Origin of the sequence: Fibrella aestuarina BUZ 2 (assembly GCF_000331105.1) — a bacterium.
Taxonomy (GTDB): domain Bacteria; phylum Bacteroidota; class Bacteroidia; order Cytophagales; family Spirosomataceae; genus Fibrella; species Fibrella aestuarina.
The window spans coordinates 5,031,676-5,055,320 of the sequence record NC_020054.1 but is presented as its reverse complement, the minus strand read 5'-3'; the positions used below and the strand labels follow the sequence as shown (position 1 = coordinate 5,055,320).

General features: G+C 55.2%; 20 protein-coding genes. 15 read left to right on the top strand and 5 right to left on the bottom strand.

Features of this window, described 5'->3' with window-relative positions; translation table 11 throughout:
- From FAES_RS21025 to FAES_RS21010, 4 genes are all read left to right on the top strand, one after another.
- Positions 1 to 810 (top strand): alpha/beta fold hydrolase, encoded by an 810-nt coding sequence (locus tag FAES_RS21025; protein ID WP_015333199.1) that lies wholly within the window; start codon positions 1 to 3, stop codon positions 808 to 810.
- Positions 811 to 829: 19 nt separating this feature from the next.
- Entirely contained in the window at positions 830 to 2,005 is a 1,176-nt protein-coding gene (locus tag FAES_RS21020; RefSeq protein ID WP_015333198.1) for an ATP-binding protein, read from the top strand.
- A gap of 71 nt (positions 2,006 to 2,076) precedes the next feature.
- Entirely contained in the window at positions 2,077 to 2,415 is a 339-nt protein-coding gene (locus FAES_RS21015; RefSeq protein ID WP_015333197.1) for a winged helix-turn-helix domain-containing protein, read from the top strand.
- A 133-nt stretch (positions 2,416 to 2,548) separates the two neighbouring features.
- Positions 2,549 to 5,089: a TonB-dependent receptor gene (locus FAES_RS21010; RefSeq protein ID WP_015333196.1), complete on the top strand. Its 2,541-nt coding sequence runs from the start codon at positions 2,549 to 2,551 to the stop codon at positions 5,087 to 5,089.
- Here FAES_RS21010 and FAES_RS21005 read toward each other — a convergent pair.
- Both FAES_RS21005 and FAES_RS21000 read right to left on the bottom strand, forming a co-directional pair.
- The gene (locus tag FAES_RS21005; protein ID WP_015333195.1) at positions 5,062 to 5,856 is read right to left on the bottom strand and encodes an MBL fold metallo-hydrolase; all 795 of its coding nucleotides are present in this window, start codon (positions 5,854 to 5,856) and stop codon (positions 5,062 to 5,064) included. The genes FAES_RS21010 and FAES_RS21005 overlap by 28 nt on opposite strands.
- 78 nt (positions 5,857 to 5,934) lie before the next feature.
- On the bottom strand, positions 5,935 to 6,585 hold the full coding sequence (locus FAES_RS21000) for a 4'-phosphopantetheinyl transferase family protein (protein WP_015333194.1): 651 nt from the start codon (positions 6,583 to 6,585) through the stop codon (positions 5,935 to 5,937).
- 124 nt (positions 6,586 to 6,709) lie between these two features.
- Here FAES_RS21000 and FAES_RS20995 point away from each other — a divergent pair, with 124 nt between their 5' ends.
- From FAES_RS20995 to folB, 3 genes are all read left to right on the top strand, one after another.
- Positions 6,710 to 7,621, top strand: coding sequence for a WD40 repeat domain-containing protein (locus FAES_RS20995; RefSeq protein ID WP_015333193.1), 912 nt, complete (start codon positions 6,710 to 6,712; stop codon positions 7,619 to 7,621).
- 82 nt (positions 7,622 to 7,703) lie between these two features.
- A complete protein-coding gene (locus tag FAES_RS20990) occupies positions 7,704 to 8,690 on the top strand; it encodes a DivIVA domain-containing protein (RefSeq protein ID WP_041258258.1) in 987 nt (328 codons plus the stop codon).
- Between the two features lie 90 nt (positions 8,691 to 8,780).
- A complete protein-coding gene (gene folB / locus FAES_RS20985; protein ID WP_015333191.1) occupies positions 8,781 to 9,131 on the top strand; it encodes a dihydroneopterin aldolase in 351 nt (116 codons plus the stop codon).
- A gap of 91 nt (positions 9,132 to 9,222) precedes the next feature.
- Here the strand turns inward: folB and ytxJ are convergent, their stop codons facing one another.
- Complete coding sequence (gene ytxJ, locus FAES_RS20980) at positions 9,223 to 9,552, bottom strand: bacillithiol system redox-active protein YtxJ (protein ID WP_041258256.1); 330 nt, start codon at positions 9,550 to 9,552, stop codon at positions 9,223 to 9,225.
- Between the two features lie 107 nt (positions 9,553 to 9,659).
- On the opposite strand from ytxJ, the gene FAES_RS20975 reads away from it, so the two are divergent.
- Both FAES_RS20975 and FAES_RS29685 read left to right on the top strand, forming a co-directional pair.
- Positions 9,660 to 10,199 (top strand): YfiT family bacillithiol transferase, encoded by a 540-nt coding sequence (locus tag FAES_RS20975; protein ID WP_015333189.1) that lies wholly within the window; start codon positions 9,660 to 9,662, stop codon positions 10,197 to 10,199.
- Positions 10,200 to 10,268: 69 nt separating this feature from the next.
- Complete coding sequence (locus FAES_RS29685) at positions 10,269 to 10,415, top strand: FeoB-associated Cys-rich membrane protein (protein ID WP_015333188.1); 147 nt, start codon at positions 10,269 to 10,271, stop codon at positions 10,413 to 10,415.
- A 41-nt stretch (positions 10,416 to 10,456) separates the two neighbouring features.
- Here FAES_RS29685 and FAES_RS20970 read toward each other — a convergent pair whose 3' ends face one another.
- Positions 10,457 to 12,052 carry a porin family protein gene (locus tag FAES_RS20970; RefSeq protein WP_015333187.1) on the bottom strand — a complete coding sequence of 532 codons (1,596 nt, stop codon included), beginning with the start codon at positions 12,050 to 12,052 and terminating at the stop codon, positions 10,457 to 10,459.
- A gap of 215 nt (positions 12,053 to 12,267) precedes the next feature.
- The gene (locus FAES_RS20965; RefSeq protein ID WP_015333186.1) at positions 12,268 to 13,557 is read right to left on the bottom strand and encodes a hypothetical protein; all 1,290 of its coding nucleotides are present in this window, start codon (positions 13,555 to 13,557) and stop codon (positions 12,268 to 12,270) included.
- A 310-nt stretch (positions 13,558 to 13,867) separates the two neighbouring features.
- Here FAES_RS20965 and proS point away from each other — a divergent pair, with 310 nt between their 5' ends.
- The 6 genes from proS (at position 13,868) to FAES_RS20935 (ending at position 23,627) form a co-directional block, all read left to right on the top strand.
- Positions 13,868 to 15,340, top strand: a complete 1,473-nt coding sequence (proS, locus tag FAES_RS20960) for a proline--tRNA ligase (RefSeq protein WP_015333185.1) — start codon at positions 13,868 to 13,870, stop codon at positions 15,338 to 15,340.
- Positions 15,341 to 15,450: 110 nt separating this feature from the next.
- On the top strand, positions 15,451 to 15,963 hold the full coding sequence (locus FAES_RS20955; protein ID WP_015333184.1) for a GNAT family N-acetyltransferase: 513 nt from the start codon (positions 15,451 to 15,453) through the stop codon (positions 15,961 to 15,963).
- Positions 15,964 to 16,031: 68 nt separating this feature from the next.
- The gene (locus tag FAES_RS20950) at positions 16,032 to 17,972 is read left to right on the top strand and encodes a hypothetical protein (protein WP_041259274.1); all 1,941 of its coding nucleotides are present in this window, start codon (positions 16,032 to 16,034) and stop codon (positions 17,970 to 17,972) included.
- Positions 17,973 to 18,072: 100 nt separating this feature from the next.
- A complete protein-coding gene (locus tag FAES_RS20945; RefSeq protein ID WP_015333182.1) occupies positions 18,073 to 18,537 on the top strand; it encodes a MarR family winged helix-turn-helix transcriptional regulator in 465 nt (154 codons plus the stop codon).
- A 37-nt stretch (positions 18,538 to 18,574) separates the two neighbouring features.
- Positions 18,575 to 19,207, top strand: a complete 633-nt coding sequence (locus FAES_RS20940; RefSeq protein WP_041258255.1) for a YceI family protein — start codon at positions 18,575 to 18,577, stop codon at positions 19,205 to 19,207.
- Between the two features lie 1,186 nt (positions 19,208 to 20,393).
- The gene (locus FAES_RS20935) at positions 20,394 to 23,627 is read left to right on the top strand and encodes a SusC/RagA family TonB-linked outer membrane protein (RefSeq protein ID WP_015333180.1); all 3,234 of its coding nucleotides are present in this window, start codon (positions 20,394 to 20,396) and stop codon (positions 23,625 to 23,627) included.
- The last annotated feature ends 18 nt before the right edge of the window (positions 23,628 to 23,645 follow it).

Sequence of the window (23,645 nt, the reverse complement as noted above, 5' to 3'; positions counted from 1 at the left end):
ATGACGGCAGACATCCTTCGCCAATACAACGTGACAGTCACGGGGCAGGGCATACAGCCAATGCTGTTTGCGCATGGGTTTGGTTGCGATCAGCACATGTGGCGCTATGTAATCCCGGCGTTTGAGGCAACCCACCGCGTAATCCGTTTCGATTACCTGGGCCACGGCGATGCCTCCCTTGAGGCCTATAACCGGGAGCGTTATGCCAGCCTGCACGGCTACGCGCAGGATATCCTCGACATCTGCCGCACCCTCGACCTGCGGCGGGTCATTCTGGTAGGGCATTCGGTGAGCAGCATGATTGGGCTGTTGGCCTGCATTCAGGAACCCGATCGGTTCGAGCACCTTATTATGGTGTCGCCCTCGGCCCGCTACCTTAATGATGCCGATGGCTATTTCGGTGGTTTTGAACGCGACGACATCGACGGGCTGCTCGACACCATGGATGGCAACTTTTCGGGTTGGGCGTCGGCCATGGCCCCCGTCATCATGAGCAACAACGACCGCCCGCAGTTGAGCCAGGAACTGACCACCGCCTTCTGCAAAACCGACCTCGACGTAGCCCGGCAATTTGCCCGCGTAACGTTTCTGGGCGATAACCGGCCCGATTTGCCCAATATGCCCGTCCCGGCCCTGGTTATTCAGGCGCAGGATGACGTACTTGCGCCGGTCGAGGTTGGTCGGTACATCGCTAGCCACATGCCCCACAGTACGCTATGCATCCTTCCGGTGATGGGCCACTGCCCGCACCTGAGTGCCCCTCACCAAACCATCGATACCATCCGCGACTACCTGGCAACTGCCGCTTAATCGCCGTTCTCCTGCCAGTATGCCAGTTAGCACAACGTTTTTGCCCTGCGGCGTATTGGTGCTGACGCATGACCTGCACATCGAATCGGTCAATCCATACGTAAGCAATCTGCTGGGCTACGACGCCGACGAGCTGCCGGGCCGGCGCCTCGATACCCTGCTGACCATGCCGAGCCGGGTCTATCTGCAAACCCATATCTACCCGCAGGTGAACCTCAACGGGCAGGTGAGCGAACTCTACCTGACGCTGCAAACCCGCCAACGCACGCAGGTGCCGGTGCTGCTCAACGCCCTTCGGCGCGCAGAAGCCGATCAGGTATGTTACGTGTTCACGTTTATGCCCGTGTTTCAGCGGCGGCAATACGAACAGGAGCTACTGGCGGCGAAAAAAGCGGCCGAAGACGAACTGCTTCGCAACGAACGTCTGCTGGAGGCGCAGCAGGCTCTGCAACAGCAGCAGGTCGAACTGGACCGGCAGGTGAGTCAGCTCCGGCAGCGCAATGACGAGTTAGAGCAGTTTGGCAAGATCATTTCCCATGATCTTCAGGAACCGTTGCGGAAGATTTCGGTATTCACGGATCTACTGCGCAAGGAGTCGGCTGATCACCTGCCTGCGATGGCACAAACCGCCCTGAAAACGCTTGAAAGGGCCAGCCGTCGCCTCCGGTCGCTGATCCACGAATTGCAGCTTTATTTCACACTGACCAACGAAATTGCCAATCTGGCGCCCATCGACCTGAGCGCGCTCATGGCGTCGGTTTGTGCGGAGTATGCCAATGCTCCGGCTACGTTTGCCGTGAAGCCGTTACCGTCAGTTTGGGGAAATGAGGTCGAAATCACGACGCTGTTTCGGCATCTGATCGATAACGCGGTGAAGTTTCGGCAACCCAACGTGCCGTTGCTGGTGCGGGTAAGCGGTTCGGTGGTGGGCCACAACAGCTTCCGTAGCCTGCCCAATAAATATAACTACGTGAATTTTGCCCGTATCGTGGTGAGCGACAATGGGGTTGGCTTCGACAATAACCAGCGTGAAGGGGTCTTTCAGTTGCTGAAAAAGCTACAGGCCAACACCCCCGGCATTGGGCTTGGGCTGGCCATGGCCCGCAAGATTGCCGAACGCCACGGGGGGCAAATTACCGCCGAATCGACGGTGGGCGAAGGAACAAAGGTGACGGTATTACTGCCCATTGCGTAGTTTTGGCCCTGGCAATGGCCGTTGAACCGACGGCTGCCGATAGGCTTCAGGGCCGTTAACTCGCCTCGTTTATGTCTTTACACGTGAATGGCCGGATCTGGCTCGAAACCGACGATGAGCGCTTTATGGGTATTGGCCGGATCGAATTGCTCGAACACATTCAACGTACCGGCTCCATCAATCAGGCGGCTAAAGCGATGAGCATGTCGTATAAGCGGGCCTGGGAACTGGTCAATTCAATGAACCGGCAAGCCGCGCAACCCCTCGTCGATACCCAAACGGGCGGCCCGCATGGTGGGGGAGCAGTGGTCACGCCAACCGGCCTGACGTACGTGGCCCATTACAAGGCGCTGCACCAGCGCTTTCGGGAATTTCTGGAACAGGAAGCGGCGCAACTGCCTGTTTTATAGCTTCTTAATTTCATCAATATCACTAAGCAGGTAGCGCATGCTCGCTAAGCAGATGGGCCCATTGTGTAAAAAGCACCGGGCCAATTAGTAAAGTTGCCGAGCGTTATAGTTCTTTGGAAATAACGCTCATTGCATGCTCCCTACGCTACTCGCCCTTTCCTTGCTGACCCCACCCGATAGCCTGCCGACTCGATACCCGGGCCGGGCCGATTCCGTGCTGCTGAACGAGGTGATCGTGGTGTCGGCCTCGCGCACGGCGGAGCGATTGATGCGGTCGCCGGTGAGTATCGACGTGCTCGATTCGCGGAGCATCCGGCTGTCGGCACAGCCATCGTACTACGACGCCATCGAGAATCTGAAGGGCGTACAACTGCTGACCCCGAGCCTGGGCTTCAAGGTGTACAACGCCCGTGGGTTTGCCAACCCGACCAACGTGCGGTTTGTGCAACTGGTGGATGGGCGCGACAATCAGGCGCCGCACATTGGGGCGCCCATTGCCGGCGCACTCGCCCCGTCGGACCTCGACATTCAGCGCGTCGAACTGGTGCCGGGCGCGGCCTCGGCCCTCTATGGCATGAACGCCCTCAATGGCCTGATCAACCTGCTGACCAAAAATCCGTTTACGTCGACGGGGCTCAGCGTCAGCCAGAAAACGGGCGTGAACCATGTGGCGGAGGCGGGCAGTCGGCCGCAGGTGTTCAGCGAAACGAGCCTGCGCTACGCCGCCCGGCTGGGAACGTCGTGGGCGTTTAAAATCAACCTGAGTTACCAGCGCGGCTACGACTGGATTGCCAGCGACGCGACCGATCTGTCGCCGAGCCTGAATGCCTCGCTGGGCCTGACGGGCGCCGACAATCCCGCCCGCGACCCGGTCAGCAGCTACGGCAATGAATCGGCCAACCGGCGCACGCTCAGCCTCAACGGGCGCAACTACGTGGTGGCCCGGACCGGCTATTACGAAGCCGAGGTGACCGACTACCGGCTCAGTAATCTGGCGGGATCGGTGGCGGTACACTACCGCCCGTCGCGCAACACCGAACTGGCCTACGTGTATCAGGGTAGCTGGCTCGACAACGTGTACCAACGCACCAACCGCTTCCGGCTCGAGAACTACCGCCTCGATCAGCACAGCCTCACGTTTACCTCGCCATCGGTGCAACTGCGGGCCTACCGCACGAGCGAAAACACCGGACAGAGTTACAACCTGCGCTCGATGGCCGAGAACATCGACCGCTCGTTCAAATCGGACAATACCTGGTTTGCCGATTTTTCGCAGCAGTTCCGAAGCAGCGTGGCGGCGGGTGCCTCGGTGACCGATGCCCTGCAAGCCGCCCGAAACCGCGCCGATCAAGGCCGTCCACAGCCCGGAACGCCCGCTTTCGACGCGACCATTGCGCGGCTGCGCGACATCAATAACTGGGATATTGGCGCGGCGTTGCGTGTGCAATCGTGGCTGTACCACGTGGAGGGGCAAATCGAACCAACCCAAAAGCTATGGGCGCGGTTTCGGCAACAGACGGGCGTTGAGTTGCTCGCCGGATTCGACTACCGCACCTACGTGGTCTTCCCCGATGGCAATTACTTCATCAACCCCACCGAACCAGGCAACAATCTGATTTACACCAAAGCGGGCGGCTTCGTACAGGCTACGCGGGCCTTCTTCGCTGATCGGCTGAAGCTGACCGGTACATGGCGCGTCGACAAGAATGCCTACTTCAACGCCCGGCTTAACCCACGGGTGTCGGTGGTGTATTCGCCCGTACAGTCCCACAATATACGGGCATCGTACCAGACCGGTTACCGCTTTCCGTCGCTGTTCGAGGCGTTTTCCAACGTCAATTCGGGCGGCGTGAAGCGCGTGGGTGGACTGCCGCTGCTGGCGCAGGGTATTTTCGAGACGTCGTATTTCCGCACGTCGATCGACGCGTTTCAGGCGGCGATCAACACCGACGTGAACGTGAACAAGCTGACAACCCAACAGGCTATCGAGAAAAACAAAGGGCTGCTAAAGCCAAACACGTATACGTACATCAAGCCTGAAGAGGTGAACGCGGTCGAGGTGGGCTACAAAGGGCTGGTGGCCGGGCAGCGGTTGTTTATCGACGCCGATTTTTACTACTCGACCTACCGCAATTTCATCGCGCAGGTGGAGGCCAACGTACCCCGTACCAACGTACCTGACTCGATCCCTTTCGCCCTCGCCGACCGCACCAAACAGGATCGCTATCGCCTCTGGACCAATTCCCGAACGGTGGTGCGTAACTACGGAGCCAGTCTGGGGCTGCGGTATGCGCTGGGTAAGTCGTGGATCGTGTCGGGCAACGCCACCTACGCCCAACTCGACCGCACCGACAGTGGCGACGGTCTCGAAGAAGCGTTCAACACCCCGAGATGGATTGCCAACGTCGGGCTGGCCAATAGTCAGTTGCTGACCAAGCTGGGGGCGTCGATCAACTACAAATACCAGAGCGCCTTCCTGTGGCAATCGTCATTGGCGACGGGTATGGTGCCAGCGTTTCATACTGTCGATGCGCAGGTCACCTACCGGCTGGCGGCGCTGGGGGTAACCGCCAAACTGGGCGCAACGAATCTGTTCAACCGACCCTACACGACGTTTGTGGCGGGGCCCAGCGTCGGCGGGTTTTACTACACCACGCTGGTTTGGGGGCTATGAGTCGCCCCCACTTCAAAAACGGGCGTTTCGGCGTAGCGGGAGGCCACGACCACCTGAACGCCGTCGGCATGGGCGTTGAACAACTCACTGACGACCTGCGGCGAATTGTTGTCTTTCGAGAGGTGAGCCAGCAGCAGATGGCTCATATGGGCGGGCCGGTGTTCGCGGAAGAGGGTCAGCGCCTGCAGGTTCGAGAGGTGACCTTTATCGCTCTGGATGCGCCGTTTCAGCACGTACGGGTAGCGGCCCAGCGCCAGCATGTCTTCGTCGTAGTTGGTTTCCAGAAAGGCCGCGTGGCACTGGCTGAAATGCCGCACCACGTGTTCGCAGGGCGCTCCAATGTCGGTAAACACGCCAACCTGCACGCCGCCCTGCGTGACGATGAAGCTGTGTGGATCGGAAGCGTCGTGCCATTTCGGGAAGGCCGTGACGCACAACTCACCAACGCAGATGGGTTCGTAGGCCCGTAGCGGATAAACCGGGTAGCGCGGCTGCGGAAGCCGGGAATGCTGCCAGGTCTGCTGGGTCATGTACACCGGCAGGTAATGCTGCTTGGCCAGTTGCGGAAGCCCCCGGATATGGTCGCTGTGTTCGTGCGAAATAAAAATAGCTTTCACCCGCTCCATCGACAGGCCCAGCCGTTTCATCCGGCGCTCGGTTTCGCGGCACGAGATCCCCGCGTCGATCAGGACCGCCTCGGTGTCGTTGCCGATGTAATAACAGTTGCCGTTGCTGCCCGAATTGAGCGAGGTAATGAAAAGAGACATGGAGGAAGGTTACGGTTATGAAGAGAACGTACCCAGGCCGCGAAGCCGTTCCTGGGTTACGGGATAAATGACCAAAAATCAATACGCGACTGCCACAAGCCCCGGCGCCACGTGCTGGCAATGAATGGTCACGGCGGTGTAGGCATCGGGCAGGCGCACGTGGCCGGTCAGTTGGGTGGCGCCGTTGGCAAACGAATCGACCAGCAGGTGTTCGCGGAAGGTGAGCTGCCGTTTGCCATACAGCTTGTACATGGCCTCTTTAGCGCACCAGTACACCGCCAGCCGGTCGGGTTGGCCGTTGGCGTCGGCAATCTCCGTGGCCGAGAGCACCCGCGGCACCACGCGGGTAAACTGGTCGCGGATGGGTTCGACATCCACGCCGATGGGCCGGGCGAAGTGCCAGGCCGCCACCGCCCAGCCAGGCGTATGCGACAGCGACACATGGCCGGGCAGAAACGTACCCCGCACACTGCTGAAGAGATGCGGTTTGCCCCATTCGTCTTTGTAAAGGCCCATGTACGGAAAACCGGCGTCCTCGATCAGGCTTTTGAGTGCTACCCGGCACGCCAGCCACTCGACCCGCTGCCCCGGATGGGTAATGCCGTTGAGGTCGGCCTGCTCGTCGGCGGTCAATACCAGCTGCCGGGCCAGCGTTGGTTCATCTTCGGTGATTTGCCAGCGTACCAGTTGACAGTCGGGGGAAAGTGTATCGGTTGAGAGGAGAGGCATGGGTAATGCTGTGTTCAACGGTCAAAGTTCACCGTTCAGGGGCCAACGTCCAAGGTTGCGGCGCAAATTGGTAGTCCCGTTTTGAAGGGTGAACTTTGACGCCTCAAATTGCTCCCCCTACAGCATGCCTAGTTACGTCCAGGTTGAGCGCATCGATACCTTCGGTGGCCATCGCGATAGTGTTTTTGCCCTGATCAATGCAGCTCAGTCCGATCATTTTTACTCGGCCGGTGCCGATGGGCAGGTGGCCGATTGGGACGCCACCCGGCCCGATCTGGGTACGTTGGTGGCGCGCATTCCCGCGTCGGTCTACGCGCTGACCCGCGACCCCGCCAGCGGTTTGCTGTGGGTAGGGCAGAATTACGAAGGCATCCAGTTTATCGATCCCGACGGGAAGCAGGTGATGGGGTCGCTCAAACTGACCACGGGACCAATCTTCGATATTCAGCTATACCAGCAAACGGCCTTCGTGGCGCTGGGCGATGGCGTGGTGGTGGTGATCGACGTACCCACGCGGGCCATTCGCAAGCACCTGAAAGCCTCCGATCAGTCGGCGCGCTGCATTGCCATCAACCCCGTCGAGCGTGAGGTGGCCGTTGGTTATAGCGACAACCAGATTCGGATTTTCGACCTGCTGACTTTCGACCTGAAACGGGTACTTTCCGGCCCCGCCAACTCGGTCTTCACGGTGGCCTACTCACCCGATTTCCGGCACCTGCTGGCGGGCGGGCGCGATGCTCACCTGCGGGCCTGGGAGGTGGAGGCCGGCTACCAACCCAGCCACGACATTGTGGCGCACCTCTACGCGCTGAACCATCTGGCTTATAGCCCCGACGGGCGATGGCTGGCGACCGTCAGTATGGACAAGACCATCAAACTGTGGAATGCCGATACCCTGCAACTTCGGAAAGTGATCGATCGGGCGCGGCATGGCGGGCATAGTACTTCGGTGAACCGCGTGTTGTGGCTCTCGGAAACCCACTTCGCTACCGCCAGCGACGACCGGACCGTCATGTTGTGGCAGGTCATTGGTTAAGTATTTGCCCCGAAACGATGCTTTCCCCGAAATTTGTTGTTATTTCCCACCATAGATGCCCAGGTTGGCACCACAAACACCCATGAAAATTACACCCATCGAAATCCGCCAGCATACGTTTGAGAAAAGCCTTCGCGGTTATCGGGTCGATGAAGTCGATGCGTTTCTGGCATCGCTATCCCAGGAGTGGGAACGCGTGGTTGGCGAGAGCAAAATGCTGAAAATGCAGCTCGAACTGGCTGAGAAAGAGCTGAATAAGCTCAAGGAGATCGAGTTGACGTTGTTCCGTACCCTTAAAAACGCTGAAGATAACAGTTCACACATTGCCGAGCAGGCCAACCGGCAGGCTGAGCAATACATGGCCGAAGCCCGCCAGAAAGCCGACGAACAACTGGCCGCTGCCCGCAAGAAATCGGCGGTTATGATTCAGGACGCCGAAAACCAGTCGCGGTACGTGCGCGAAACGCTGTCGGTCGAACTGAAATCGCTGGAGCAGGACTTCAAGGCCATGGAGCGTTATAAGGATAACCTGATGGTGCAGATCCGGGCGTTGGCGACCAACGCCATGGAAAGCGTCGATCGGTTTGAGAAGAAATTTGCCAAGCAGCAGGCGAAGCAGAAATTCGATGAACTGGTGGGTGAATCAGAAACGGCCGAGCCACAAGCGGCTGGCCCACAGCTGATTGGGTCTGAAACGGCTGGGTCGCACACGACGTCATCAGTAGACCCCGTTGCCGAGCAGCCGCCGGTCCCTCAACCTGAGGCAGAAACGCCCGTTGCGGATCAGGCCGTGGCTGAGGAAAGCGAAACCGTAGCCGAGGAGAAACCGGCAGAGCCAGCGGTATACAATCTGCCTGCCGACGCCGAAGTACCGGCCGATTTGCCCGAAGCAACCAACGCGCCTGACTCACCCAACGAACCGATGGCCGTAGCTGGTGCCGAAGCGGCCGCGCAGCCGCACACCGAAACGCCGACGTACGACGAACCTAGAGAAGAACAGCCTGTTCAGCAACAACAGGTAGAGCCTGCCGAAAAGAAGAGCGGTGGTTCGTTCTTCGATCAAATCTAAAATTCGTTTGATGGTTGTCGTTGGCGACGGCCGGTGCCAATAACGCCCGAGCCAACCCCCGCGAACGACAGCCACAAACAGCCACTTATTTTGGGAGTCATCGCTTTAGAAGGGCTGGAGTTCTTCGCTTACCACGGGTTCTACGACGAGGAACAGAAAATCGGCAACAAATACGCGGTGGACATTCTGGTCTACGCTGACTTTTCGGAAGCCGCCGAACAAGATCGCCTGAAGGCAACCGTCAACTACGAAGAGCTTTACCAGATTACGGCGGCCGTGATGAAACGCCCCGCCCGCCTGCTCGAACACATCGCCCACAACCTCATCAGCGACATAAAAAAACGCTTTCCCGGTGTGGAAAGCGTTGAAGTCAGCGTCTCGAAGTTTAACCCGCCCATTGGCGGCGTTTGCCACCGGGCGCGCATCACTCTGAAGGAGTAGCGAATGAATACTGTACGATGTGTAATGAACAACGGGTTTTATACGTCCGTAGGCCCATTGTTCATTATACATCGTACAGTATTCATTACCATTACACAGCCTGTTGCAGAAGTTGAAAGGAGATGTTCATGTGCGAGGCGTCGTACACGCATTCGCCGTTCTGAATGAGTAACACCTGCGGCGACTGATGGTCAACGCCAAAGGTATCGGCAATCTGGTTGGAGATGGGCCGGTACGCCAGCAAATCCAGGTAGTACGGTTTGATGCCCGCGCTGTCAGACCAGTTGCGCTCCATCCGGCTAAGAGCCATGGCGCTGATCGAACAGGTGGTGCTATGCTTGAAAATCAGGATAGGCTGCTCAGCCGATTCGGCTTTAATTTGATCGAGTTGAGCCGCGGTAGTTAATTTAGTCCAGTTCATACGGTGTCCGTTCATCGGTATGTTATCATCGGTACTTCGTAAAGCTTTTCTGGATTCCGAAAAGTTCACGAGCAAGTGACTCCCCATCCGAATACAACCCCTTTCCTATGCAGGATCTTGATTTATTACGTTACCCGATTGGCCTCATGCCGTCGGGCCTGACGCACTCGCCCGATGAGTTGGCCAATTATATAGCGGCCATCGAAAAATTTCCCAGAAAGCTGGCAGCCCTAGTGACCGACTTGTCAGACGGGCAACTGGATACGCCCTACCGGCCCGGTGGCTGGACGGTGCGGCAGGTCGTGCATCACCTAGCTGACAGCCATATCAACGCCTACGTACGTACCCGGCTGGCCCTGACCGAAGACCGCCCGACCATCAGCCCTTATGAGGAGGCCGAATGGGCCAAGCTGCCCGATTCGGCTCTTCCCATTGCGCCGTCGCTCAGCTTGCTGGCTAATCTACATCTGCGGTGGGTGGTGTGCCTGAAAACCCTGACCGACGAGCAGTTGCAACGTACCTACTACCACCCGGGTAATCAGGCCGTGTATACCCTGGCCGATCTGTTAGCGATGTATGCCTGGCATGGTGAGCACCACTACCAGCACATTATCCGGCTGGCCCAACGGAACGGCTGGATCCTGTAAGACGTTGCGTAGATAGGAGCGAAGCGGCGACAGGCCTGACAAGCTAAGAGACTCGCTTCAGAAAGTACGATGCAAACGATACTGATTTTCCTGCTGTTCGCAGCGGCCGTTGGCTACCTTGGCTGGCGAGCCTATCGCAGCCTGAGCGCCCGGCAGGCGGGTTGTGGCAAAGGCTGCGGTTGCGCCACGACGCCCGTAGCTCATAAAAAAGGGTGATCGAATAATCGATCACCCTTTTTTGATCACCGCTAATTAATCTAGAAAAAGAGGCCCAGCGACAGCATGACGTTTGTACGGGCGTTGCTGGTCGCCACCGTAGGCGTATCGGCATCGTTCAGGTAATACGGCGACAGCCCTTGTTTGGCCGTGTAATACGAGCCTGAGACGTCGGCGAAGAAGCGGTCGTTGCGCACGCCAACCCCGCCCGAGAAAACCGTACGTGACCGATCGGCGCTCTTCACGCGATCAAGGTCGATGCGGTAAGCCGATGGCAGGTAGGCAATGCCCGCCCGGAGCCGCAGGATCGACGCCCGGATTTCGGCCCCGGCCCGCAGGTTCACTACATTCTGGTACGTATCCTGTACCACCTGTCGGACATCAGCCGTGAAATCTTCGTTGGTCTGGGTATCGGCGTAGTCGGTGCTGGTGCGCATGCCCCGGTACGCTACGTAATCGGCCGTGGCGGTGATGAATCCAATCTTGCCACCACCCAGGAAATAGGTGAACCCGCCCGATGCCCGGAAGGGCGTGGTCAGCGAGTATTCAAAATCGTTGGGGTCTACCTCGACCGTAGACAGGTTACCCAGGCTATTCCGTACCGTCTGCGAACGGCCAAAAGCAAACAGCGACTGGCTGAATGTCTCCTTCATCTGGTAGAACGTCGGCGTTGAGGCCGACAGGCCCACCTGGAAGCTTTGTACGGGCCGATAGATAGCCCCCGCCGTTAGGTTGAAGCCGGTTCCCCGAACCGTTAGTTGGTCGGTGCGGCCGTAGTTGTCAAAATCACCGTTGATGGGCGATTCGCGCAGCGTCTGCTGCATGTCGTAACGCAGGCTGGCGATTGACCCCGAAATGCCCAGATAAAGTTTGTCTTGCAGGTTACCGGCATACGCAAACGTCCACTGCGAATTGGCACCCGTTTGGGTCTGCGTCAGTCGTTGGTTCCGGACTACGTTTGGCTGGTCAATAAAGAAGGGCGAGCCATTCTCCTGAATGGTATTACCACCATATATAGTTGGGCTAATCAGAAAAAGCCCATAAGCTGCTGCCTCAGGTGTGCGAGCTGTTGCGACGCTACTACCTGCCGCGCCCGGCGTAAAATCCTGCGATAGGGCCTGCTCCCGCACACTCTGTGGACCACCCGAATTGAGACCGATCAGGTATTCATTGATGAACGTCGAGTTGTTGTTCTGGTTCGTCCCCTGTGCGTCGATCAGGGTGCTGAAGTTATTATTCTGCGAATACGAAATTCCGAACGACGACCGTCGCCACTCACTGCTACGGGGACGCTCACCGGCAAATACCAAACTCAGGTTCCCGATGTTGAAATTGGTTTTGTCGGCGGTGCGGGTGTTGTCGAGAAAACGGTTGGTCGTGCTGTTAAAGTTGAGCGACGGGCTGAGGCTAAACTCCGAGCGGTTATAGAAACCCAGACCCGCCGGGTTGCCCGTAATGTTGCTGGCGTCGCCACCGAGAGCAGCCTGATTGCCGCCCGTTCCCCGAAACCGCGCCGTTCCCGACTGGGTAAAATCGTTGAACCGGAACGCATCATCGGCGTAGTTGGCAAAGTTGCCCTGTGCCAGTAGTGTAGAAGAAGGGAGCGCCAGCAAGAGGCCGGCTAAAAAGCGTTTCATGTGCGTGTGTCAGCTAAGTGAGCGGAATATCGGCGCGTTGACAGGAGCCAGTGTGTTGATTAGAACACGTTGGGCTTCGATGGTTTAACCATCGAGACCGAGAAACGATTATTCCGTCTATATAAACGAAAAATCCCCGCCAGATGTCGGTCTGAGCGGGGATTTTAATGGATGATTCATGCTATGAGCGCAGCCCGATCTGGACGGCTCACCCGTTACCGTGGCCCGCGCGAACTACCGGCACCGCTTGAGTAGCTGCCACCACCGCCACCACTCGATGACGAATGGCTAGGAGCACTGTAACTCGGCGCGCTCGGCGCACTGTAGCTAGGCTGCGAGTAACTCCGGTTGTTATTGTACGATGGCTGACTAGGCTGCGAGTAGGCTGGCTGTGAAGGCTGCGAATAGCTGGGTTGTGAGTAGCTACCCCGGCTGCTGCCAGTACCGCTGCTGTAGGGCTGCGAATACCCCCGATTCGACGGCCGCTCGTAGTAGCTGTTACCTGATGAGGTACGGCCACCCGCTGGGCTCGACGGCGTGTAGCTGCCCGACGAGTTCCCGTAGGTACGTCCGCTGCTGTAAGAGCCTACGCCCCGGCTGCTGCCCCGGCCTGAGCCGTTGCTGTAGTAGGTACCATCGCCCGTCGACGAGTTGGTGTAGCCTGAGGTATAGTCGCCGTTGCGGCGGCCGCCCCGGCCACCCGTGCTGGGTACGTTGCTGAAATCGCCATTATACCGTGCCGATGACGAGCCAGCCCGCGGGCCGTAGGTACGGCTGTTGCGGTAGGGATCGGCACCGCTTACGTAGTAGTTGTTGTTGATCACCGTTGGGCGATAGTAACCACCCCAGGCGTAGGGGTTGTAGCCATAACCACCACCGAAGCCATAAGGGCTGTACCACGAATTGTAACCACCAAAGCCATAGGGGCTATAGAATGGATCGTAGAAGCCGCTGTAGGCATATGGGCTGTAGCCATAACCACCACCGAAGCCGAAGGGGCTGTAACCGCCACCCCAGCCCCACATAGAGCCAACACCTACGCCAATGCTTAGGCCATTCCAGAAGCCGGTGTTGTTCCAGCCCCAGCGGTTCCAGCTGTTGGCGCCGTAGAGGCCTGCGTTGTAGCCGTTCACAAAGCCACTATTGTAGCTGTTGTTGACGTCACCCCAGCCCGGATCGGGCGAGATGCCGCGCTGCACGTTACGGGCGCTCAGTTCCGAGTAATATTCGTCGCGGTTTACGTCGTAGCCAGCCTGCTGATCATCCGTGTAATCAGGGTTCAGGTTGCTGCCGCGCTGCTGCCGCCGGTCTAGCCGACTGGCCCGGCGTACGTCCTGCTCAGACGTTTTCCGGTCGTCGCCCGCAAAGACGGCCGCGTTGCCCGAATTGCCGTAAAGGTCGTCGACCTCAGCCGCATTCTGAGCCGTTTGGCGGCTGGAGCTACAAGCTCCGGCACCCAGCAACGCAACCATCGCGATGTAGTGCCATTTCATATTGCGTACCATGTGTTGTAGAAAGTTTTGCTAATCAGTGAGGGTTCAAGCGATGCGTACTGGTGGCGGTTGTCACTATAACCATGCAGAAGACTGATTGATTACAAAAATAGGATTAAAACCTATCTTTGCAACCCCTTCTGCCCATTAGACCCGGGCTTCTAACAAAGGTTTAATCTACTTATAAATCTTGGTTTAGAAAGTGGTTTGAGGAGGGCGTACGCAGTCTGGAACGTCTGCCTTGGCGGTAGGTCTGATCCACCTGCTAAAAAAGACGTTCCAGACTGCGTACGCCCTCGAACTACTTTCCAGACTTCCACTTATGGCTAAAGCAATTCCGTCGCGTGCCGAGGATTACTCGGAATGGTACAACGAATTAATCAAGAAGGCTGAACTGGCTGAGAACTCAGCCGTTCGGGGCTGTATGGTCATCAAACCCTACGGTTTTTCAATCTGGGAAAAAATGCAGCGCGCCCTGGACGATATGTTCAAGGAGACTGGCCACAGCAATGCCTACTTCCCGCTGTTCATCCCCAAATCGTACCTGAGCAAAGAGGCGTCGCACGTGGAAGGGTTTGCTAAGGAGTGCGCCGTGGTTACGCATTACCGCCTGAAAAATGCCGAAGACGGATCAGGCGTGATCGTCGACCCGGAGGCGAAGCTGGAAGAAGAACTGATTGTGCGCCCTACCTCGGAAACGGTGATCTGGAGCACGTACAAGAACTGGATTCAGAGCTACCGCGATTTGCCGCTGCTGATCAACCAATGGGCCAATGTGGTGCGTTGGGAGATGCGGACGCGAATTTTCCTGCGCACGGCGGAGTTTCTGTGGCAGGAGGGCCACACCGCCCACGCCACCGCCCAGGAAGCGCAGGACGAAACCCGGCAGATGCTCGACGTGTATGCCACCTTCGCCGAAGAGTGGATGGCGCTACCCGTGATTCGCGGCACCAAGACCGCCAACGAACGCTTTGCCGGCGCCGACGATACGCTGTGTATCGAAGCCATGATGCAGGATGGCAAAGCCCTGCAGGCCGGTACGTCGCACTTCCTGGGGCAAAACTTTGCCAAGGCTTTCGACGTGCAGTTCCTGAACAAGCAGAACACGCACGAATATGTGTGGGGTACGTCGTGGGGTGTATCGACGCGGCTGATGGGGGCGCTCATCATGGCCCACTCGGATGACGACGGGCTGGTGTTACCGCCGAAACTGGCGCCCATCCAGGTGGTGATTGTGCCGATCTACCGCACCGACGAGCAACTTGAGGCCATTTCGGCCAAAGTAAAGCCGTTGATGCAGGAACTCCGTAAGGCCGGTATCTCGGTGAAATACGACGATTCGGACGCCAACAAGCCGGGCTGGAAATTTGCCGAATATGAGCTGCGGGGCGTACCTGTGCGGCTGGCTATGGGTGCCCGTGACCTGGAAAACGGCACCGTCGAGATTGCCCGCCGCGACCTGAAGACTAAAGAAACCGTACCATTCGACGGCCTGACGGCGCACATTCAGGCGTTGCTGGCGAACATTCAGCAGACGATTTACCAGAAAGCGCTGGCCTTCCGCGAAGCCAATACGTTCCGCGTCGATACGTTCGACGAGTTCAAGGCGCAGATCGAGAAAGGTGGCTTTATTCTGGCGCACTGGGATGGTACCTCTGAAACCGAAGAGGCCATCAAAGAGCAAACCAAAGCGACTATCCGCTGCATTCCGCTGGATGCACCCGACGAAGACGGCGTTTGTATTTTCTCGGGTAAGCCCTCCCAAAAACGGGTTGTCTTTGCCCGAGCGTATTGATGGATAATGTATAATGCAGGCTGTACAATGGACTGATGCACCTTGAGTTTGCGTCAGCCCATTGTACAGCCTGCATTATACATTAGTCACTTTTTACTCCCCACCGCCCCATGACGATCCGCCCTGCTACGCCTGCTGACCTGACAACGCTCGTGACCGTTGCCCGTCAGGCCATTTATGAAGCCTTTAGTCCGGCAAAGTACCCCGGTAATCCGGTCGAAGCCTTTCTGGATGAGTACATTACGTTTCCTCACTATGCCGTAGCCATGGACGACAAGCGCACGACCTTCTGGCTGGCCGAAGAAGCGGGCGAACTGGTGGGTTTTCTGAAACTACGTCGTCATGCGCCGCCGCGCCGTATGGCCGAGCGCAACGCCCTCGAAATCGTGCAGATCTACCTGCTCGAGCAGTACACCGGGCGTGGCTGGGGGCGGCAACTGATGACGTTTGCGCTCGACTATGCCCGCAGTCAGGGGCACCGGGCGGTCTGGCTGGGCGTGTGGGAGCACAATCTGCCGGCCCGCGCTTTCTACGAAAAAATGGGTTTCACACCGTTTGGCTGGCACGTATTCCCCTTCGGTGGCGAGGATCAGCACGACATCTGGATGCAGCGGATGATATAAAGGCGATGGACTGGTTAAACGATCAAATCACTAACTTGTCCAATCAACATACTAACGATCCGCGTTTCGTGAAACAACTGGTATCGAACTGCCGACTGGTCTGTCTGATAGCGTGCCTGCTATTGGGGTCAGGTACGTTGGGTTGGGCGCAGGAAAAAGCGGATTCGACACAACCAGCGACTCCCAAGAAATTGCGTCGGTCGTCGGCCGATTCGCTCGCCACACCGTATGGGACAATGGTGGCCGACAGTGCCGAACGCGCCCGCGACAGTTTGATGTACACGCGCTTGAAAACGCGGATGTACAAGCGCAACTTGACCCGGCAGCTCTACGACGCGCTCTTTCGCGACGTGTACAACAGCCGCCCGTCGGGAGAAGTGGCCAAGATCGAGGTGAACCCGTTTCAGCCCTACGCCGGGCGTATCATCGGCAAGATTTACGTTCAGCGGCTTGGGGTCTTCGGCAATAGCGTGTATGATACCACCCGGCGCCCCATGAACTGGCTGGAACGGACCGGCAACAACCTGCACGTTAACACCCGCGAGAACGTGATCCGTCGTTCGTACCTGCTCTTTCAGGAAGGCGACCCGGTCAATCCGACGCAGCTGCGCGACAATGAGCGCCTGCTGCGAAACGTGGGGATCTTCCACGATGCCCGGATTCTGGTGCTGCCGCGCCTTGGTAGCCGCCAGTTTGTGGATGTGTACGTCATCACGCAGGATGTATGGTCGCTGCTGCCCGATGGCGGCTTCAGCGGGTTCAACAATTTTCAGATTGCGCTCGAGCAACGCAATTTCCGCGGGCTGGGGCATCAACTGCGCAACCGGATCGCCTACAACGGTACGTTTCCCGGCCAGAAGACCGAGTACGAAGGCCGCTACCTGATCCCGTACATCGGCAAAACCTTCCTGACCGGGCAGGCCGACGTGGTGCTACTGCGCTACCAGAAGTTTCTGTCGGTCAAAGTGTTCAGGCCGTTTCTTAACCCCGACACCAAGTGGGCGGGGCTGGTTGAACTGGGGCGCTACTGGCTCACCAACCGCATCATTACCCGGCAGGATAGCGCGGTGATGTTTCCGCTCAATTACTACTATTCCGACATCTGGCTGGGGCGGTCGTTTCCGTCGCCGTTTCGGGTTCGCAACCCCGAAGACCGCGCCCGGATTGTGGTGGCGGGACGCGTTACGACCTACGATTACACCCGCCGCCCCGACGTGCGGGCCGATACCAATCAGCTTTACCAGAACCGGCGCACCACGCTTTTTAGCATCGGTTATTCGCAGCGCCGCTACGTACGCGACGTGTTGATTTACGGCTTTGGCCGCACTGAGGACGTGCCTTACGGCACTGTGGCATCGCTGGTAACTGGCTTCGAGCGGGCCGAACTGGGCGAGCGCTCGTACCTGGGTGTCAACTTCTCGCGGGGCCAATACATTCGGAAGGCAGGGTACCTGTACGGGCTCGCAAGTCTGGGTACGTATTACCGTAGCGGGCAGCGCGAGCAGACCGTGCTGGGTCTAGAAACCAATTATTTCAGCCCACTGACGAAGCTGACGCTGGGGCAGATGCGGCATTTTCTGAACACGCGCCTGACCCTGGGGGCCGACCGGTTTACCAATGAATACGTAAACCTGAACGGGAACAATGCCTTTGGGGTGGGCAACGATTTACTCATTGGCACCAAGCGGCTGGTGGTGAATTACGAAAATCTGCTGTTCTCCCGCCTGAATGTGCTGGGGTTCCGGGTGGCGTTTATCACGTTTGCCAATTTCGGCCTGGTCACCTTCCCGGAGCAGTCGCTGCTGGCAGGGCCTCTGTATCAGGGATACGGCCTCGGGTTCCGGCTACGCAACGAGAACCTCACGTTCAACAGTTTTCAAGTCCGGTTGGCCTACTACCCCAATCTGCCCAATACCCCGTCGGCCTTCCGCTTTGCCTTTGAAGGGGTACCGGTGCTGCGCTTCCGCGACTTTGATATCAACTCCCCACAAATCACGCCGTACGAGTAGGCCTAAAAAATGTTTAGGCGCAGCGAACTAACTTTCTTTTACGCTTGTAATTAATGTAGCAACATTATATTTGCATCGAAAAGAACAACGCTGCTACACTATGCGCATCGAAGACGAAATCAGACAAGCCACTTTTCGGTCGCCACTGCATCGGGTTATTGTCAACCTGATGTTTACCAACAACTGGTTGGTGCATAGCCAGATGCGGCTGCTGAAGCCCTTCGGGCTGACGCTCCCCCAGTACAACGTGCTGCGGATCCTGCGGGGCCAGCACCCAAACCCCGTTCGCATCAACGACATCACCGAGCGGATGCTCGACAAAATGTCGAACGCCTCGCGGCTTGTGGACAAGCTGGTCGACAAGAAACTGGTTGACCGCACCGAATGCCCCAGCGATCGCCGGGCCGTCGATGTGATCATCACCGATAAAGGGCTGGCGCTGCTCAACAAGATCGACGTGGCCCAGCAGCAGTGGGAGCAGCAGTTCAATGCTTACGAGTGCACCCATGCCGATGAGTTGAATGGCCTGCTCGACACGTTCCGGAGCAGCATCAACGGCGACTAACACGAATTCTTTTTTTACCTTTCAATTAATACATGCTATGAAAAGCAACCTGATTCTGGCCGGCCTTGCTGCCGTTGCCCTCACCACCGCTACCTCATTTAGTGGACCTGGCAAAACGGCTGTTAAAGCCGTTGCCCCTGCCAAAGCAACCGCCTACAAAGTGGATGCGGCCAAAAGTGTGCTTACCTGGAATGGTAAGAAAGTAACCGGCGAACACAGCGGAAACGTGAAAGTGAAAGACGGTTCGTTTGTTGTTGATGGCAGCAAACTGACGGGCGGTGAGTTTACGTTCGACATGAACAGCATCACTTGTACGGACCTGACCGACGCGGGCTACAACGCCAAATTTATCGGCCACATGAAGAGCGAAGATTTCTTCAACACGGCTAAATACCCCACGTCGACGTTCAAAATCACGAAAGTGACGCCCAAAGGCGGTGAGAACTACGACATCACCGGCAACATGACGATCAAAGGCATCACCAACGCGGTGACCTTCCCGGCTACGGTGAAAATGGCGGGTAATACGGTGACTGCCGAAGGCAAAGCGACCCTCGACCGCACCAAGTATGACATCCGTTACGGGTCGAAATCGTTCTTCGAAAACATCGGCGACAAAGCCATCTATGACGACTTCACGGTTGGCATGAAGCTGGTAGCGAATAAGTAAGCGTTTTATCCTAATAAATAAAGGGCTCTCCGGTTAACCGGAGAGCCCTTTATTTATTAGGATAAAACGCCAGTGGCGAATCTGATTTGATAACGATCGATTTTATACAATAAGAAGCTATTCGTCCTGCTTTACGCATGGAAAGTAGTATAAGTTGAAATTGTTTATTCATACGTGGATTGATTCGTAATGACTTACTCTTGTGAAAGAAAGTCTATTTGTTGAACAACGGATATACATCATCATAGCTTGACTTGTTTAATAGATTTCAGTGGAATAACGTAAAGTCTTCTTATTGCCTTACTTAAATGTATATGAGTTGGTTTGAATAATGCTTCCAGATTTAATAATAGACGTCTATTAAAACTGTACATAGTTGCAGCAAAGAGTTAATGACAAGAGAATGTGTGGTTAGGGTAGTTAAAGCTAGCTAAAGTATGTCTTAAATAGTGTTTGTTCTTTTGGGTAGCGATCTTATGCGAATTCTACTTTTGATTGATTCTGATGTTTATTATGACATGTAAGTGGTTAGGTCATTTCTGTAAATAGAAAAATATTGTTCAATTGCAGTCTTTTATATTAAAACAATAATAGTGTATTTTATTTTTATAGCTCTGATTGAGCTAATTGAAGATATAAAAATTAAATAGAATATTAGTTTGAGAGTTTGTGCTTTAGCTGATACATATAATTCTAATCGGTATCAAACTGCCTCCCCCTGTTTTGAAACAGCCTCTCTGATACAGCTCAATAAGTTGAGGCTTTTATCTACCAGTAAGACAATAGGTGTACATTTAAGTGGTATTGTGCAATCGTTTGTATGCTGAATACAATCGGTTGCATAACAAAAATCTCGCCTCTTTCTTGTCTATTTAGTCTATATGCCTTTTATCTTATTCACGTGGCCAGTAAGTTTGGCTTTATAATCGAGCTATATAATTTGCCGACAGAGACGGTTCAGTTTGATTGGTTAATTAAGTAAATGGATAGAGTAATACGATCGGCTGTTTTATGCCATTGACAGTAGATCCTGAGAATACATGTTGTTAAAAATGTATTCCGCCTTGTTTTAAAGTCAAGGATTTATTCTTATTAAGAAATTAGTAAAGATTAGTATTTAATTGTGGCCTATTGCGGAAAAATTGAAGATTTTTTTTGTGAATTAACTTAGCCGTTAAATTAATATATGAACAAGATTTTACATGTCAATAGTGGACGAATCACGGTAGCGGCTAGTGTAGAAAGCCCTTCGTTAAGACCTAATACACGTCGAAAAAGTGTTGCTTTTTGGGCTGGCTGTTTGTTTGCCTTTTGTCTGGTATTAACTAGTAGAGCGGAGGCAACTTTGATACAAAACCTGGATCCTATATTGGTAAAAGGTAGCGTTAAAGACGTTACCGGACAGATGCTGCCTGGCGTTAGCATATTGGAAAAAGGTACAAAAAACGGTACGAGTACCAGTGTAGATGGATCGTTTTCAATTACGGTGCGAGACGCCAACTCCCTGCTGGTTATCAGCAGCATCGGTTATGTCCAGCAAGAGGTAGTAGCAGGCAATGGCCCCCTCACCATCGTATTGCAGGAGGATACCAAAACACTGAACGAAGTGGTTGTGGTAGGATTCGGCACACAGAAAAAGGTTAATCTCACCGGAGCCGTTAGTCAGATCGACGCTAAGGTTCTTGAGAGCAGGCCCGTGACCAATCTGGGCCAGGCTCTGCAGGGAACCATCGCTAATTTCAACGTAACGATTAGTAACGGGAACCCCAGTACTGCCCCTTCCTACAACGTGAGAGGGCAAACATCCTTCACGTCTGGAGGGGATTTTCAAAGTGGTTCGCCATTCATTCTGGTCGATGGGATAGAAATGAACCCCAATTTGCTCAATCCTGAAGATATTCAGTCAGTTACGGTATTGAAAGACGCTGCGGCGTCAGCCATTTACGGGGCCCGGGCGGCTTTTGGCGTAGTACTGATCACGACCAAAACGGGTAAAGGAAAGCAACGGGTGGATTACACCAATTCTTTCCAATGGAGTGCGCCCACCACGATCCCGAATCTTATGAATGCGTACGATCTGCAAGATGCTGTAGTAAAAGCCTTTTCGCTCGAAAATCAGTCGGCCGGCGCATTCGAGGTGCAGAAACTTCAGAAAATCAAGGAGTACATGGACGATCCCGTCAACAATGAACCGTATTATTTTCAGGACGACGACGTACAGAAAACGAATATCATCTGGCGAGGCAACGTAAATCCGTATAAAGAAGCATTACTCACCGCGTCGCCTATGCAGAAACATACGCTGTCGTTGTCCGGCGGGAGCGATCGGATGTCGTATTATGGATCGTTAGGCTTTCAGAATCAGGACGGTTTGTATAAAATCAATACTGATAACGCCAAGCGGTACAACGGCATGCTGAATGTATCGTCGCAGGTGAGCAAGTGGTTCAAAGTGGATTTTAAGACCTCATTCAACTACTTCACCTACAAGGAACCCGTTAGCCCAGGCGGCAAAGGCGGATGGTGGACGGCCATGGCGCAGCAACCCAACATCAATGTAAACATGCCGATGCTGGTACCCGCATCGCTGAATGTAGCGCCAAAATACACCGATAATATCTTGTCGTTCATGGACTATGGATCGTCGGACCTATCACGTACCGCCAATACCCTGTTCACGATTTCGCCAACCATTACGTTTACTCCTAACTGGACATTGAAAGCGGATCTTTCCTACCGCAACATCACGGACAATCAGAAAACCGTTGTGCCTACGCTCAACCGGCTAGAAACAAATAGAAACTCGTTTACGAACGTACACACGAATCCAGACTATATACAGCGCTACGATGCTAACTCAAACAAGTACACTATAAACCTATACACCAATTACAGCAGGACAATTGCAGAAGCGCACAACTTCCAGGGCGTAATAGGCTACAACCGGGAGTGGTACCTCAGCCGTAGCCTGACCGGACGCCGGAACAACATAAATCCAAATATCCCGGTGATTAGTCAGGCTCAGGGCCAACAGACCGTAAGCGACGCCGAGGCAAACTGGGCAGTGGACGGGATTTTTTATCGGCTCAATTATGACTATAAAGGCAAGTATCTGATCGAATCCAATGGTCGTTACGACGCTACGTCGCGGTTCCCGGCGGCAACCAGAGGTAAATTCTTTCCCTCTTTTTCGGCAGGCTGGCGCATTAGTGAAGAGCCGTTCTTCAACGGGATCAGGCCGGTTATCAGTGACTTGAAACTCAGAGGGTCGTATGGTAGCCTGGGCAATCAGAACGTGTCGGATTTTTACCCTTACATCGCCCGGTACGGTACGATTTCTCAACTTGAATACCTACTGGGCGACTTGAGTAGCCGACCAGTGGCCGTAACGGCACCTGGTCTGATCTCTCCGTTCTTAACCTGGGAAACCGCTACGACAATTGACTTTGGGGCCGACGTGACCCTGTTTAAAAACCTGGGCATCACGTTTGACTGGTATGACCGGAAAACAACCAACATTCTGACGGTCGGCGAAATATATCCGGCCGTGCTGGGTACGTCGTCGCCCCAGAAGAACTCGGGTACTCTGGATACCAAAGGCTGGGAACTGACGCTTAATTACCGGAATCAAACCACCTACGGGCTTGGCTACGAGACGCAATTGACGCTTGGTGATTACCAAGCCAAAGTCGTCAAATTTGATAATAACCCGGCCCAGTCGCTGTCAACGCTGTACGTAGGTCAGCGATCTGGCGAGATATGGGGGTACGAAACCGCTGGCCTCTTTCAAACCCAGGAGGAGATCAACAACGCCCCCAGCCAACGCCTGATTTCGTCGGGGCTCTGGTTCCCGGGAGACGTTCGCTACAATGACCTGAACGGCGATGGCGTAGTAGGCCCCGGCGCCAGCACGGTAGCCGACCCCGGCGACAGGCGAATCATTGGTAACAGTACCCCCCGCTATCAGTTCGGTTTTAATAATACCCTGACGTTCAGAAACTTCGATCTGAATATCTTTTTCCAGGGTATTGGTAAACGGGACCTCTGGATCAGCAATAACTTGTTCTGGGGCGCAGGAGCAACCGGTACCTATGAGACCTATAACAATTCCTGGACACCAGAGCGGACTGATGCCTATTTCCCCGCCTACAAGAATACGTCCAGAAACCGCCAGACTCAGACGCGTTATCTTCAAAATGGCGCCTATATGCGCCTGAAAAACGTAGCTATTGGCTATACGATTCCGAAGGTATTTACGGACCGGATCAAGCTTCAACGCGTTCGGGTGTCGGCATCAGCCTTTAACCTGTTCACCCTAAAAAGCGTGCCGGATACATATGACCCTGAATTGACCGGGGTAAGCGCTTCAAGCTATCCAGTTATTAAATCCATCGCGTTTGGGGTTCAGGCGTCGTTCTAATCATTTCTGTGCCGCATC

What these genes read in the sequence shown, in the direction of transcription:
- FAES_RS21025 (WP_015333199.1), top strand. Translation starts at nt 1, where the DNA reads ATGACGGCAGACATCCTTCGCCAATACAACGTGACAGTCACGGGGCAG.
- FAES_RS21020 (WP_015333198.1), top strand. Translation starts at nt 830, where the DNA reads ATGCCAGTTAGCACAACGTTTTTGCCCTGCGGCGTATTGGTGCTGACG.
- FAES_RS21015 (WP_015333197.1), top strand. Translation starts at nt 2,077, where the DNA reads ATGTCTTTACACGTGAATGGCCGGATCTGGCTCGAAACCGACGATGAG.
- FAES_RS21010 (WP_015333196.1), top strand. Translation starts at nt 2,549, where the DNA reads ATGCTCCCTACGCTACTCGCCCTTTCCTTGCTGACCCCACCCGATAGC.
- FAES_RS21005 (WP_015333195.1), bottom strand. Translation starts at nt 5,856, where the DNA reads ATGTCTCTTTTCATTACCTCGCTCAATTCGGGCAGCAACGGCAACTGT.
- FAES_RS21000 (WP_015333194.1), bottom strand. Translation starts at nt 6,585, where the DNA reads ATGCCTCTCCTCTCAACCGATACACTTTCCCCCGACTGTCAACTGGTA.
- FAES_RS20995 (WP_015333193.1), top strand. Translation starts at nt 6,710, where the DNA reads ATGCCTAGTTACGTCCAGGTTGAGCGCATCGATACCTTCGGTGGCCAT.
- FAES_RS20990 (WP_041258258.1), top strand. Translation starts at nt 7,704, where the DNA reads ATGAAAATTACACCCATCGAAATCCGCCAGCATACGTTTGAGAAAAGC.
- ytxJ (WP_041258256.1), bottom strand. Translation starts at nt 9,552, where the DNA reads ATGAACTGGACTAAATTAACTACCGCGGCTCAACTCGATCAAATTAAA.
- FAES_RS20975 (WP_015333189.1), top strand. Translation starts at nt 9,660, where the DNA reads ATGCAGGATCTTGATTTATTACGTTACCCGATTGGCCTCATGCCGTCG.
- FAES_RS29685 (WP_015333188.1), top strand. Translation starts at nt 10,269, where the DNA reads ATGCAAACGATACTGATTTTCCTGCTGTTCGCAGCGGCCGTTGGCTAC.
- FAES_RS20970 (WP_015333187.1), bottom strand. Translation starts at nt 12,052, where the DNA reads ATGAAACGCTTTTTAGCCGGCCTCTTGCTGGCGCTCCCTTCTTCTACA.
- FAES_RS20965 (WP_015333186.1), bottom strand. Translation starts at nt 13,557, where the DNA reads ATGGTACGCAATATGAAATGGCACTACATCGCGATGGTTGCGTTGCTG.
- proS (WP_015333185.1), top strand. Translation starts at nt 13,868, where the DNA reads ATGGCTAAAGCAATTCCGTCGCGTGCCGAGGATTACTCGGAATGGTAC.
- FAES_RS20955 (WP_015333184.1), top strand. Translation starts at nt 15,451, where the DNA reads ATGACGATCCGCCCTGCTACGCCTGCTGACCTGACAACGCTCGTGACC.
- FAES_RS20945 (WP_015333182.1), top strand. Translation starts at nt 18,073, where the DNA reads ATGCGCATCGAAGACGAAATCAGACAAGCCACTTTTCGGTCGCCACTG.
- FAES_RS20940 (WP_041258255.1), top strand. Translation starts at nt 18,575, where the DNA reads ATGAAAAGCAACCTGATTCTGGCCGGCCTTGCTGCCGTTGCCCTCACC.
- FAES_RS20935 (WP_015333180.1), top strand. Translation starts at nt 20,394, where the DNA reads ATGAACAAGATTTTACATGTCAATAGTGGACGAATCACGGTAGCGGCT.